Here is a 13,684-nt window from a genome sequence, read left to right as displayed (position 1 = left end):
TTTGTAAGGAGGAGCAAAAGATGAAAACCACCAGCATGAAATTCTCGCGTCGCGCCCTGCTCGCGCTCGCCGCGGCAACGGTTGCGCTGCCTTTCGTGGCACCGGGCGATGCTTTCGCCGGGACCGTTGAAGAGGCAAAGGCCAAGGGCAAGGTCGTCATCGGCATTCAGGGTGATAATTCGCCCTGGGGCTTCGTGAATTCCAGCGGCGTGCAGGATGGTCTCGATGCCGATATCGGCAAGGCCTTCGCGGACTATCTCGGCGTGAAGGCCGAGTTCGTGCCGCTCGCCGTCGCAAACCGCATCCCGGCTCTGCTGACCGGCAAGGTCGACGTGCTCTTCGCCACCATGGCCATGACCGCCGAGCGCGCCAAGAGCATCCAGTATTCGAAGCCCTATGTCGGCAACGTGTTTTCCGTCTATGCCCCCAAGGACAAGAAGATCGCCGGTTACGATGATCTGACCGGCATCAATGTCGGCGTGCCGAAGTCGAGCGCCATGGACACGGCGATTACTGCCGGTGCCGGCTCCAAAGCCAATATCCTGCGCTTCGATGACGACGCCGCCAATATTCAGGCGCTGATATCGGGCCAGGTCGAAGCCGTGGGCGGCAACATGTTCTACGGCGACCGGCTGAACAAGGCCGCGGAGGGCAAGTACGAATCAAAGTTCGAACTGACGACCATGTATAACGGCGCCGGCACCCGCCCGGGCGAGAAGGACTGGAACGAAACCGTCAACGCCTTCCTCGACAAGATCAAGTCGGACGGTCAGCTCGCCAAGATTTACGACAAATGGATGAAGCGCGAAGTGCCGGCCTTCCCGGACAGCCTTCCCGACATCCCCTTCACCGTGAAGTAATCTGGAGGTTTCCATGCCGCAATCCGCCGCCGCACAGGTTCCGCTTATCGCCCTTGAAGGGGTCGGAAAGTGGTATGGAGCCTACCACGCGCTTAAAAATGTCAACATGACGGTTCGCAAGGGCGAGAAGATCGTTCTTTGCGGCCCGTCCGGTTCGGGCAAATCCACCCTCATTCGCTGCATCAACCATCTGGAGGAAATCCAGGAGGGCAAGATTACGGTGGAGGGAACCATGCTTTCGGATTCCAGCCGCGCCATCGATGCGGTTCGGCGCGAAGTGGGCATGGTGTTCCAGAGCTTCAATCTCTTCCCGCACAAGACCATCATGGAAAACTGCACGCTGGCGCCCATGCGGGTGAAAGGCCTGTCGAAGGCCGATGCGGAGGCGACGGCACGCAAATATCTGGAGCGCGTGCGCATTCTCAACCAGGCCGACAAGTACCCCGCCCAGCTTTCCGGCGGCCAGCAGCAGCGCGCGGCGATTGCGCGGGCGCTGTGTATGGAACCGAAGGCGATGCTGTTCGACGAACCGACCTCGGCCCTCGATCCGGAAATGGTGAAGGAAGTGCTCGACACCATGATCGGTCTTGCCCGCGACGGCATGACGATGATCTGCGTGACGCATGAAATGGGTTTCGCCCGGCAGGTGGCCGACCGCGTGGTCTTCATGTCGGAAGGCGAGATCATCGAGGAAGGCCCCCCGGAGGAATTCTTCCGCGATCCCAAGCACCAGCGTACCCGCACGTTCCTTGGCGAAATTCTCGCCCATCATTGAGGTTCGCGCTCCGCGGGGAACTCTTGGCGACCTCCCGCGCAGAGACAGCGTCATCCCCGGGACAGGCCCGGGGATCCATGGAGCCAGCGGATGACAGATCCCCGGGATCAGGCCCGAGGATGACGACGGCGAGGTTTCAACACCTCGCCAGCAACCCGAAGGCAGGCGATGCCCGCCGCCGAACAGATGAACGACCCGAGATCATGACAGACAAAACCGCATTCAAGGTCGGCCTGATAGGCGCCGATATCCAGCTATCCAAGTCACCCGCGCTGCATATGCGCGAGGGAGCAGCCCATGGTCTCGACTATTCTTATGAGCTGGTGGATGTCTCCGCCCGCAAATTGCCCTTAAGCGCCCTTCCCGATCTGCTCGATGAGCTGGAGGCGCGCGGTTTTGCCGGCACCAATATCACCCATCCGTTCAAACAGGCCGTCATCGCGCATCTGCACGAACTTTCTGATGACGCCCGCATGCTTGGAGCGGTCAATACCGTCGTCTTCCGCGACGGCCGCCGCATTGGCCATAACACGGACTGGTACGGCTTTTACGAAAGCTTCGTGCGCGGCCTGCCGGATGCAAAGCGTGATCGGGCGCTGCTGGTCGGCGCAGGCGGCGCCGGCGTGGCTGTCGCCCATGCCGCCCTGAAGCTCGATATTATGAGACTCGATATTTTCGATCGCGATTTGCCCCGGGCCGAGCGCCTGGCGAGCGAACTCAACGACCGGTTCGGAGAAGGGCGCGCCTTTGCCGTTGGCGACCCGGCCGCTTCCCTGCCCTTTGCCGATGGCCTGATCCACGCCACGCCAATGGGCATGCCCGCGCATCCCGGCATGCCGGTTTCGGCCGACCTGATCGAGCAACGACACTGGGTGGCCGACATCGTCTACATGCCGCTCGTGACCGAGTTGCTGGCGACGGCGGCGAAAAAGGGCTGTCGCACCCTGCCCGGCGGCGGCATGACGGTATTTCAGGCCGTTGGCGCATTCCGCCTCTTCTGCGGCCGCGAGCCGGACGCTGCGCGCATGACCGCACATTTCACCGAGCTGTGCATGGCGGAGGGGGTGGCATGAGTCTTTTCACCATCCTCAACGGCCCGAACCTCAACCTGCTCGGCCAGCGCCAGCCGGAAATCTACGGCTATGAAACGCTCGCTGACATCGAGTCCCGTTGCCGCGGGATCGCAGAAACCGCCGGCCACAAACTGTTTTTTGCCCAGAGCAACCGGGAATATGAGCTGATCGACTGGGTTCACGAAGCCCGCGGCAAATCCGCAGGCATCGTCATCAATCCCGGCGCCTTTACCCATACGTCGGTGGCCATCCTCGATGCGCTCAATGCCTTTGAGGGGCCGGTGATCGAGGTTCACATTTCCAACATCCACAAGCGCGAGGTCTTCCGGCACCACTCCTATGTCTCGACCCGCGCCGAAGGCGTGATCGCCGGCCTCGGCATCGAAGGTTATGACGTGGCGCTGCGCCACCTCATCGGCCGTCTTCCGCGCTCGTCGTGATATGGGCGGGCGTCAGCACATAACGCAGCACCATGTCGCTGACATGCCGCGACAATGTTTCCTGTCCCGCATCGGTGAACAGGCTGTCGCCGAAGATGAACGAGAACGTCGTGACATTCGAGACGTTGAAAAAGGACAGCGCGCTGATCTGCCAGTGCAATTCCAGCGCATCGATGCCCTCGCGGAAGACGCCGCTCTGCTGGCCTCGCAGCAGCACGCTTTCCAGCGCATCGATGGCCGGACGGTTGAGCTGGCGGATCGTTTCGGAGGACTGCATGTGCCGGCCGTGATGGATGTTCTCGATCATCACCATTCGAATGAAAGCGGGATTGCGCCGGTGGTGATCGAAGGTGAACCGACAGAGCTTGTCGAGCGCCGCAGCCGGTTCCAGATCATCGAGCTCCAGATCGCTCTCGCCGCCGCGCACCTTGGCATAAGCCTCCTCCAGAACGCGCTGGTAAAGGCTCTCCTTGTCGGTGAAATAATAATAGATCATGCGCTTGGACGTGCGCGTGCGCGCCGCTATTTCATCGATGCGGGCGCCGGAGAGGCCGTTTTGCGAAAACTCTTCCATGGCCACCGAAAGAATGTCGCGGCGAACCCCTTCCGGATCACGCTTCGCCTGCCGGCTTTCTCGGGTCGCGTTCAAAGTCGCAGTTTTGGTCATCATCCATTCCATCGGTGGGGCGGCGGCCTGCGGTCACGCCCTGCTTATTAACCAATCAGTACATAAGGCTGAAAAGGAAGGCAATATGGCGAGCTATGACACAGCAGGACACGGCATGCCAATGCGCACATCCATTGCAACCGTATCGATCAGTGGCGAATTCCCCGAAAAGCTTGCGGCGATCGCCAAGGCCGGTTTTTCCGGCGTGGAGATTTTCGAAAACGATTTCCTGACCTATGACGCCTCCCCGCGCGAGGTAAAGGCACTGGCTGCCGACCACGGACTTGATATCACCCTGTTTCAGCCGTTCCGCGACTTCGAGGGCATGCCGGAGCCGCACCGCGCCCGCGCCTTCGAGAGAGCGCAGCGGAAATTCGACATCATGGGCGAACTCGGCACAGATCTGATGCTGATCTGCTCGAATGTCTCGCCGGTCTCGCTCGGCGGCATAGACCGCGCCGCCGCCGACTTCCATCAGCTGGGCGAACTTGCCGCAAAACATGGCGTGCGCGTGGGTTACGAGGCGCTTGCCTGGGGCCGTCACATCAGCGATCACCGCGATGCCTGGGAAGTGGTGCGCCGTGCCGACCACGCCAATGTCGGCATCATTCTCGACAGTTTCCACACGCTGTCGCGCAAGATCGATCCCAATTCCATCCGTTCCATTCCCGGCGACAAGATTTTCATCGTCCAGCTGGCCGATGCGCCGCTGATCGACATGGACCTGCTCTACTGGAGCCGCCATTTCCGCAACATGCCGGGAGAAGGCGATCTGCCTGTCGTGGATTTCATGCGCGCCGTGGCTGCAACCGGTTATAGCGGCCCGCTGTCGCTGGAAATCTTCAATGACCAGTTCCGCGGCGGCTCGGCCCGGCTGCTCGCCGAGGACGGCCACCGCTCGCTCGTCAACCTGATGGATCAGGTGCGCCGTCTTGAGCCGGATATCCGAATCGACGTGCCCGCCATGCCGGACCGGGTTGAGACGCGGGGCGTGGAATTCGTGGAATTCACCACGGCGCCGGAAGAAAAGATCAATCTGGAGGCGCTGCTCGCCACGCTCGGTTTCGAGAAAACCGCACATCACCGCAATCGCGATGTCGACCTCTACACCCAGGGCGATATCCGCATCGTCATCAATACCAGTGATGGCGGCGACAGTTTCGCCGGGGCGTCCTATTCCATCCACGGCACCAATGCCTATGCATTCGGCCTGAAGGTCGATGACGCCAAGGCGGCGCTGGCGCGTGCTGAAGCGCTGGGTGCGCCCACCTTCGCCGAGCCGCGCAAGACGGGCGAAGTCGCCGTCCCGGCCATTCAGGGCGTGGGCAACGGTGTCATTTATTTCCTCGACGATTCGCCGGCGCTTGCTTCCATCTGGGACAATGAGTTTGCGACATTCGGCGACAATAAACCAGCTGGCGATGCCGGGCTTAAGAGGATCGATCATCTTGCGCAAACAACGCATTACGATGAAATGCTGACGTGGCTTCTGTTCTACACCTCGCTGTTTTCTACCCGCCGCACACCGATGATCGATGTGGTCGATCCGGGCGGGCTGGTGCGCAGCCAGGCGATTGAAAGCGTACCCTCACCGCATTTCCGCCTGACCATGAACGGCGCCGACAATCGCAAGACCTTCGCCGGCAAATTCCTGGCTGAAGGTTTCGGCACCAGCATCCAGCACATCGCCTTTGCCACCGACGATATTTTCGCGACGGCCAGGGCGATGCAGGCACGTGGCTTCCACGCCCTGCCGATCTCGCGCAATTATTACGACGATCTGGAAGCGCGTTTCGGTCTGGAGCCGGAATTTTCCGATGCGCTGCGAGCGGCGAGCATCCTTTATGACCGCGACGACAATGGCGAATATTTCCAGATCTACAGCCGCACCTTCGGCGAAGGTTTCTTCTTCGAAATCATCGAAAGGCGCGGGGCTTACGGCGGTTATGGTGCCATGAACGCCCCCTTCCGCATTGCCGCGCAACGACGCCTTGCGCCGCCGGTTGGCATGCCGAAGGAATAGGTCTCAGCAGCGAAATCCGAACAGGCTGCAGCCGGCAGGAATGCCGCTACGGCCTGTTCTCATTTATTCCAATGTCGTTATCTCGTAATCGCGTGGAATGGCGGAGGTCGCCATAAACCACTCCGACGCCCGCGTCCGCTGCTGATGAAAATCAAAGGCGGCACGATCGGCAAAAAGCTCCTCAACCCGCCAGATCAGGGGATCGTCTGTCTCGGATACCTCGAAGGAAATGCAGCCGGGTTCCTCTCTCGTCAGGCGAAGATGTTCAGGAAGGTGGCGCCGGACCAGATCGACATCATGCTTGGACAAGCATCGTAGAAAACCCCTCAGCCTGACTGCGCCCGTCCTATTGTTCATGCACGGCATTCCCATTCCTCTTCGTTCTTCTCAGCGTTTTTAGTGGCGCTACAGGCGGAATACACGCCTCTTTGCGAAGCATTGTGCAGGAACACGCGCTCAAAATCGGTGCATATGCGTATTTGTAGAGCAGTACACAAAAATTGTTCAACACTATGGACATGATTGTTCTGTTTTGTTAGCTTTTTCCATAAAACAAGGGCGGGGGAGAATAAGGTTTCATGCGCATTGTCGAATTGGCATCCGGCGTTTCGCGTCGGGTGGCTGCCATGGATTTGACCGGTACGGCTGCGGCGGCACTGCGGCTATTAATGCGGGGCATCGATTGTCGCGCGGCTCCCCGTGAAAAAGCATCCTGAAGATGCGATCTCACCCGACATTTTCGACATTCCCGCCTGGCGTTGCGCCAAGCTCGCCTGCCCATCGCCCTTTTCCTTTTCCAGACCACCGCGCCGCTTCACCGGCGCAGGCCACGCCGGAGACACTGACATGACTGCCGCAAACGCAAACGCCCTGCTGTCCGTCGAAGGCCTGAGCGTCGAGTTTGGCAACAGCCGCGTCGTGGACGATATTTCCTTTCGCGTCGAGCCCGGCCGCACAGTGGCGATCGTCGGCGAATCCGGATCGGGAAAATCGGTCACGTCGCTCTCCACCATGCGCCTTGCGGACATGATGGGCGCGACCTATCCGACAGGCAAAATCCTGTTTGAAGGCAGGGACTTGCTGAAGGCCTCTCAGAAAGAGATGCGCTCGATCCGCGGCAAGGAGATCGCCATGATCTTCCAGGAGCCGATGACCTCGCTCAACCCCGTCTTCACCATCGGCGACCAGATCTGCGAAGTGCTTGTGCTGCATGAAAAGATGGGCAAGCAGGCAGCGATGGCAGAAGCACAGAAGCTTCTCGAAATGGTGCGCCTGCCCGATGCAGCCGAGCTTCTGAAGCGATACCCGCACCAGCTTTCCGGCGGCATGCGCCAGCGTGTGATGATTGCCATGGCGCTCGCCTGTCGCCCGAAGCTTCTCATTGCCGACGAACCGACGACGGCGCTCGACGTGACCATTCAGGCGCAGATCCTCAACATCATGCGCGACCTGCAAAAGAAGCTCGGCATGGGCATGGTCTTCATCACCCATGACATGGGCGTGGTGGCGGAAATGGCCGATGACGTCGTCGTCATGTGGAAGGGCAAAAAGGTCGAGGAAGGTCCGGTCAAGGATATCTTCGCCAACCCGCAGCACCCTTACACGCGCGCCCTGCTTTCCGCCGTTCCGCGCCTTGGCAGCATGGAAGGTGAAGCCTTTCCGAAGCGCCTGCCGCTCACCGTGCTGCAGGATGGCCAGCCGGTCGTGATCGGTGAAGAGCGCGTGCAAAATACCGCGAAATACGACCAGAAACCGCTTCTGTCGGTCAAGGACCTGTTCGTGCGCTTCGATATCCGCAAGAACCTGTTCGGCAAGGCAACGCACCGGTGCAGCGCCGTGCAGAAGGTCAGTTTCGATATTCATGCCGGCGAAACGCTGGCGCTGGTGGGAGAATCCGGCTCTGGCAAATCCACCATCGGCCGCACCATCCAGCAGTTGCAGTCGGCCATCTCGGGCGAAATAACCTTCAACGGCCGCAGCTTTGCACAGATGTCGGCGGCGGAACGCTTCCGCATGCGTCAGGAAGTGCAATATATCTTCCAGGACCCCTTCGCCTCGCTCGATCCACGCAAGACGGTCGGTTTTTCGATTGCCGAGCCGATCAACACCCATGGTTTGATCAATGATCAGAAGGCCGTAAAGCGGCGGGTGGATGAATTGCTGGAGCGTGTGGGCCTCTCCTCCGAGCACGCCGCGCGGTATCCGCACGAGTTCTCCGGTGGCCAGCGCCAGCGCGTCTGCATTGCCCGCGCGCTTGCTTCCGATCCGAAGCTCATCATTGCGGACGAGGCGCTGTCGGCGCTCGATGTTTCCATTCAGGCGCAGATCATCAATCTGTTCATGGATTTGCAGGCCGAGCGCGGGCTCGCCTATCTCTTCATCAGCCATGACATGGCTGTCGTGGAAAAGATGAGCCATCGCGTCGCCGTGCTTTATCTCGGCCAGATCATGGAAATGGGCAGCCGCCGGCAGGTCTTCGAAACGCCGACGCATGATTACACCCGCCGCCTGCTGTCGGCCGTGCCGGTCGCCGATCCGACCATCGAGCGCCGCATTGCCATGATCGAGGGCGAAATTCCCAATCCCGTGCGCCGTGTCGGCGATGAGCCGGCCATTCTCGCCCATGAGGAAATCAATCCGGGCCACTTCATCGCGAAGAGCGCCTGAATAACAACCAGAACCACAACCATCTGAAGAGGAACAGGTAGATGACAATGATCAAGAAGGGGATGACGACAACGTTCGTCGCGCTTGCCATGGCCGCAACGGCCTTGACCGCCGCACCGGCTCTTGCCGCCGGCAAGATGACCATTTCCAGCCCGCAGGATCCGGGCAGCTGGGATCCGATCGACACCTTCCTCGTTCAATGGGCCGCTGTCGCCACCAACATCTTCGATGGCCTCACCTATCGCGGCCCGGACCTGAAGGTCGTGCCCGGCCTCGCCGAATCCTGGGAAGAGCTGGATGAAGGCAAGCGCATCCGCTTCAAGCTGCGCCAGAACGTCAAGTTCCACAATGGCGAGCCCTTTAACGCCGCCGCCGTCAAGTTCACCTTCGAGCGCCTTCTTGGCGAACAGGGTGCCAAGGGCCCGCAGCGCTCCAACTATGTTTCCATCGAAAGCGTCGATGTCATCGACGACTACACCGTCGACATGAAGCTGAAGGCGCCGGATCCGGTTCTGCTCACCAAGCTTGCCGGTTATGGCGGCATGATCGTGCCGCCGAAATATATCCAGGAAAAGGGTGAGGACAACTTTAACCTCAACCCTATCGGTACCGGCGCGTTCAAATTCGTATCCTATGCCCCGAAGACCAACATCAAGCTTGAAGCCAATCCGGATTACTGGGGCGGCGCACCGAAGCTTTCCGAACTGGAATACCGCTTCATTTCAGAGCCGGCGACCGCCGTTGCCGAATTGCAGGCAGGCCGCGTCGATCTCGTCATCCCGCCCACCATCCCGATCGGCATGATCCCGGTCATCGAAGGCGATTCCAAGCTTCAGATCGTCAGCGTCCCCGGCCCGACCGTCGATGCGCTGCGTTTCAACACCCGCGACGGCATCACCGCCGATCCGAAGGTGCGCAAGGCCATCATCATGGCCGTCGACCGCGGCACGATCGTCAAGTCGATCCTTGCCGGCCAGGCATCGGAAATCGCAAGCTTCCAGAGCGCGCTGTCCTTCGGTTACGACCCGGAACTGAAGCCGCTGCCTTACGATCCTGAAGGCGCCAAGAAGCTTCTCGCGGAAGCCGGCGTCAAGCCGGGTGCGGCGCTGCAGATCGATATCCGCGGCAATGACGCGACGATGAACGAAGTGGCGCAGGTCATTTCCAGCTACCTCTCCATGGTTGGCATCACCGCCACCATCAAGCCCTATGAAACCAACGTTCTCTTGAACGACATCATCCCGCAGGGCAAGACCGGCGCGATGTTCCAGCAGAAATGGGGCGGCTGGACCTTCGATTACGATAACACCGCCTATTCCATGTATCACTCGGGTGAAAAGTGGAACCCCTATGACAAGGACGAAAAGCTGGACAAGCTCTTGGAATCCCAGCGTCCGCTGACGGACCGCGCCGAGCGCGAAAAGATTCTCAAGGAAATCGGCAGCTACACCGCCGAACGCGCGCTGGAAATCCCGCTCTACAACACCAATGCCATTTACGGCATCAACAAGCGGGTCAAGGGTTTTGTCGCACCGCCTGACAATCGCCTGAAGCTGACCGACGTTACCGTCGAATAATCAGGCCCGCTCTCTGATCAACACACCTTGCCCGCCGCAATGCGGGCAAGGCCGGGTTTCTCTTCAAGGTAAAAAACGTGGCCGGTTTCCTCATCAAGCGATTGCTGCAGGCGATTTTTGTCGTCATCGCCATCACCCTTCTCGTTTCTTTCGCCATCCGCCTGACGGGTGACCCCGCCGTCACCATGTTCCAGGGCGGCGGCAGCATGACGGAAGATGATCTGGCGCGCATCCGTGCGGCGCTCGGCACCGACCGGCCGTTCTTCGTCCAATATTTCAGCTTCCTGAAGGGCCTTCTGACGCTCGATTTCGGCCGCAGCTTCACCGGCAGCACGCCGGTCTCGCGCCTGATCGCCGATGCCCTGCCCGCCACGCTGCTCTTGGCCTTCATCTCCATGGCGGTGTCGATTGCGCTGTCCATCCCGCTCGGCATCAAGGCCGCAACATCGCGCGGGAAGACGGCCGATCAGGTGATCCGCATCTTCTCGCTTATCGGCCTTTCCTTCCCGAATTTCTGGCTGGCCACCATGCTGGTGCTGCTGTTCTCCATCACGCTCGGCTGGCTGCCGCCAAGCGGCATGGGCGGTTTTGCGAGCTACATCATGCCCGCGGTCACCATGGGTGTGATCCTGACGGCCACCAATGTACGCCTTGTGCGCACGGCAATGCTCGATACGCTGCGTTCTCAATACGTCATGGTGGCGCGCGCCAAGGGGCTCAGTGAAAGCAAGGTTCTCTACAAACACGCGCTGCGCAACTGCGCCATTCCGCTCATCACCTATTTCGGCCTGCAATTTGGCGGGCTGCTGGGCGGTATCGTCGTTATCGAGCGTGTCTTCAACTGGCCGGGCCTCGGCACGCTCGCCTTCGACGCAGTCGGCGCGCGCGATTATCCCGTGCTTCAGGCCGTCATCACCGTGCTGTCGCTGATGATCGTCGGCATCAACCTTCTGGTCGATATCGCCTACGGGCTTGTCGATCCGCGCATCCGCACGGAGTAAGTGACGATGGCTGCCAAAACCTCGCGTCTCGCGCGCTTCACCAATCTCGAATTCGTCCTCGGCGCGTCGCTGACGACAATCATTTGCCTTGCCGTCGTCTTTTCCGACGTGCTGTTTCCGGGCGGAGCTGACAAGATCGACCTGATGGCGCGCCTTGCCAAACCCTTCGCCAATGCCGCCCATCCGCTTGGCACCGATCCGCTGGGACGAGACGTTCTCGCCCGCGTCGTCGCCGGCGGCAAGATTTCGCTGCTGGTCGGTTTCACCTCGGTCATCGGCGCGGTCATCTTCGGCGTCGCGGTTGGGCTTGTCGCCGGTTATTATCGCGGCTTCTGGGATATGCTGGTCATGCGCTTTGCCGATATCCAGCTCGCCATGCCCTTCATCCTGCTCGCCATCACCTTCATCGCCATTGTCGGCGGCAGCCTCACCAACACCATCATCCTGCTGATTGTCTCGCAATGGGTGCAATATGCCCGTCTCGTGCGCGGCTCGGTGCTGACACTCAGGGAGCGGGAATTCATCCTTTCCGCCCGCGCCATCGGCGTGAAAGACTGGCGCATCATCCTTCAGCACCTGCTGCCGAACCTCATCGGCCCTGTCATCGTGCTGATGACGCTCAACGTCGCCAACAACATCCTGCTGGAAAGCAGCCTCACCTTCCTCGGTCTCGGCGTTGATCCGACAATTCCGAGCTGGGGCGGCATGCTGGCGGATGGGCGTACCTATCTGCAGACGGCATGGTGGGTTAGCGTCTTTCCCGGCCTTGCGATTCTTCTGACCGTGCTTGGCCTCAACCTTCTCGGCGACTGGCTGCGCGACAGCCTCGACCCAACAGGCAGAACCTCGAGGTAACCGTGATGAGCCAGATTTTCGACCAGACCTTCGAACGCACGCTGGACGCGCTTGTCGCCAAAGCCGAGCCCGGCCAGTCCTTCGAGGCATGGACCTTCGATGACGCCAAAAGCCGCCGCGAGACTGAAGAGAGGCTGAAGAAAAAAGGCATCTGCGCCCGCATCCGCAGCGCCTACAAACCGCTTCTCTTCACCTTTCTGGAAGAGATCAATCTGGATGGCGTCGACGCCATCGAAGTGCGTTACCCGGTGCACGAAAACGCCCCCGCCAACCGTTTCCGGCTGGAGGCCTATCCGCTGGCGGCGCTGGTGGGCGATGCGAAGCTGGATTTCATCGCCCGCGAGGACGACAGTTTCCATTATGAGGTGAGGCTGAGCCGCCGTGGCAAGACGGAAACTCTGAAGGTTCTGGCTCCGAACCGGGTTCATACCGATATCGTCGGCGAAACCAATGTCTCGCCAACCGGCTGGTTCCGGCTTGCCGGTGATGCCTCGGGCGAGCGACTGGAGACGGATTACGAACAGCTTTTTGAAGCGGCAATCAGTGCCGTCGCCAACCACGGCTGGGGCGATGAAGAGCCCTATTTCGAGGAACTGAACATCCGTGTTACCCATCCGGCAGAAGATCTGCCTCTTTCCGTTGGTGATGAGGTCGTCAGCCTCCGCGAAGCGCTGCACGAGGATTTCTATTTCTCGCTGCTGGAGTTCTTTCAGAAAAAATCCGGTCGGCCGCTGGGTGACCGTGGCCTCAAGCCCGGCCAGATCGTACCGGAAATCGTCAAAAGCGAAGGCGAGATCACCCTTCACATCGAGACCCGCCCGCTCACAACCGCCTTCCTCGATGGCGGCGAGCAACCGATCGATGAGGCGCGCGAACCGGTTGCGGCAGGCCAGCTCGCAGGGCTGCTTGAGGAAATCGGCGGCGAGGCATTCCAGGCGCGCTCCCGCTCCGGCCGCGTCCTTTCCGCCCGTTATGTCGCCGGCAGCGATGCCGCGGTGATGATCAGCGGCGGCCAGCACCCCAACGAGACGACGGGCATCGTCGGCGCCATCCGCGCCGCCCGCAAACTCGCTGATCGCAAGGGCGCGCATTTCACCATCTCGCCGCTCGAAAATCCTGACGGTTACGCCCTGCATCAGCGTCTGCGCGTCGATAATCCGCGCCACATGCATCATGCGGCGCGGTACACCGCCCTTGGCGATGACCTCGAATATCGCACGCCGGAAAATTCGGCTGCGCATCTGAACGAGAAGGAAATCCGTTTCAAGGCGCAGGAAATGAGCGGCGCCAGCCTGCATGTGAACCTGCACGGGTATCCTTCACATGAGTGGACCCGGCCTCTATCCGGTTATGTGCCGCGCAATTTCGCCATGTGGACGCTGCCGAAGGGTTTCTTCCTCATCATCCGCCACCATGCGGACTGGGAAAGCCGAGCGGAAGCCCTGCTGGACAAGGTAACCCGCCATCTCGGCGCCATTCCCGGCCTGCTCGACTACAATAACCGCCAGATCGCGCTTTATGAAATCCACGCCGGCGAAACCGGTTTCCGCATCATCAACGGCTTTCCGTGCCTGTCGTCCATCGATGACCGCCACACCGTGCCGATGACGCTGATCACCGAATATCCCGACGAAACCATCTATGGCACGGATTTCATCACCGGCCACACCGCGCAAATGGAAACGGTGCTGTCCGCCTACGATGCCTGGCAGGAAATCCTGTCGCCGCAAGTGGCCTGATACGGCA

At 60.3% G+C, this 13,684-nt stretch carries 12 protein-coding genes; 10 read left to right on the top strand and 2 right to left on the bottom strand.

Annotated features, from left to right (window positions below; translation table 11 throughout):
* Positions 1–20: 20 nt before the first annotated feature.
* The 4 genes from WA845_RS12085 to aroQ all read left to right on the top strand — a co-directional run bounded on the left by WA845_RS12085 (position 21) and on the right by aroQ (position 3,148).
* Positions 21–860, top strand: a complete 840-nt coding sequence (locus tag WA845_RS12085; protein ID WP_112557280.1) for a transporter substrate-binding domain-containing protein — start codon at positions 21–23, stop codon at positions 858–860.
* A 13-nt stretch (positions 861–873) separates the two neighbouring features.
* Positions 874–1,635, top strand: a complete 762-nt coding sequence (locus tag WA845_RS12080; RefSeq protein WP_004445125.1) for an amino acid ABC transporter ATP-binding protein — start codon at positions 874–876, stop codon at positions 1,633–1,635.
* 203 nt (positions 1,636–1,838) lie between these two features.
* Complete coding sequence (locus WA845_RS12075; protein WP_044459384.1) at positions 1,839–2,708, top strand: shikimate dehydrogenase; 870 nt, start codon at positions 1,839–1,841, stop codon at positions 2,706–2,708.
* Positions 2,705–3,148, top strand: coding sequence for a type II 3-dehydroquinate dehydratase (gene aroQ, locus WA845_RS12070; RefSeq protein ID WP_112557282.1), 444 nt, complete (start codon positions 2,705–2,707; stop codon positions 3,146–3,148). Before WA845_RS12075 ends, aroQ begins: the two co-directional genes overlap by 4 nt.
* Here aroQ and WA845_RS12065 read toward each other — a convergent pair.
* On the bottom strand, positions 3,120–3,815 hold the full coding sequence (locus WA845_RS12065; protein WP_112557312.1) for a TetR family transcriptional regulator: 696 nt from the start codon (positions 3,813–3,815) through the stop codon (positions 3,120–3,122). The genes aroQ and WA845_RS12065 overlap by 29 nt on opposite strands.
* Before the next feature lie 121 nt (positions 3,816–3,936).
* Here WA845_RS12065 and WA845_RS12060 point away from each other — a divergent pair, with 121 nt between their 5' ends.
* A complete protein-coding gene (locus tag WA845_RS12060; protein WP_112557314.1) occupies positions 3,937–5,838 on the top strand; it encodes a TIM barrel protein in 1,902 nt (633 codons plus the stop codon).
* 63 nt (positions 5,839–5,901) lie between these two features.
* On the opposite strand, the gene WA845_RS12055 is transcribed toward WA845_RS12060, so the two are convergent.
* Positions 5,902–6,204: a putative quinol monooxygenase gene (locus WA845_RS12055; RefSeq protein ID WP_112557284.1), complete on the bottom strand. Its 303-nt coding sequence runs from the start codon at positions 6,202–6,204 to the stop codon at positions 5,902–5,904.
* 480 nt (positions 6,205–6,684) lie between these two features.
* Between WA845_RS12055 and WA845_RS12050 the strand changes: the two genes are divergently transcribed.
* The 5 genes from WA845_RS12050 to WA845_RS12030 all read left to right on the top strand — a co-directional run bounded on the left by WA845_RS12050 (position 6,685) and on the right by WA845_RS12030 (position 13,677).
* A complete protein-coding gene (locus WA845_RS12050; RefSeq protein ID WP_004445135.1) occupies positions 6,685–8,505 on the top strand; it encodes an ABC transporter ATP-binding protein in 1,821 nt (606 codons plus the stop codon).
* A gap of 41 nt (positions 8,506–8,546) precedes the next feature.
* Positions 8,547–10,082 (top strand): ABC transporter substrate-binding protein, encoded by a 1,536-nt coding sequence (locus tag WA845_RS12045; protein ID WP_004445136.1) that lies wholly within the window; start codon positions 8,547–8,549, stop codon positions 10,080–10,082.
* A gap of 77 nt (positions 10,083–10,159) precedes the next feature.
* Positions 10,160–11,083, top strand: a complete 924-nt coding sequence (locus WA845_RS12040) for an ABC transporter permease (RefSeq protein WP_004445138.1) — start codon at positions 10,160–10,162, stop codon at positions 11,081–11,083.
* A 6-nt stretch (positions 11,084–11,089) separates the two neighbouring features.
* Positions 11,090–11,938 carry an ABC transporter permease gene (locus WA845_RS12035; RefSeq protein ID WP_107327630.1) on the top strand — a complete coding sequence of 283 codons (849 nt, stop codon included), beginning with the start codon at positions 11,090–11,092 and terminating at the stop codon, positions 11,936–11,938.
* A gap of 5 nt (positions 11,939–11,943) precedes the next feature.
* The gene (locus tag WA845_RS12030; protein WP_112557286.1) at positions 11,944–13,677 is read left to right on the top strand and encodes a M14 family metallopeptidase; all 1,734 of its coding nucleotides are present in this window, start codon (positions 11,944–11,946) and stop codon (positions 13,675–13,677) included.
* Positions 13,678–13,684: the final 7 nt, after the last annotated feature.

The organism is Agrobacterium sp. CMT1 (assembly GCF_037203725.1).
GTDB classification, from domain to species: domain Bacteria; phylum Pseudomonadota; class Alphaproteobacteria; order Rhizobiales; family Rhizobiaceae; genus Agrobacterium; species Agrobacterium pusense.
Note: the sequence above shows the minus strand (reverse complement) of the source record. Positions and strands in the feature narration are given on the sequence as shown.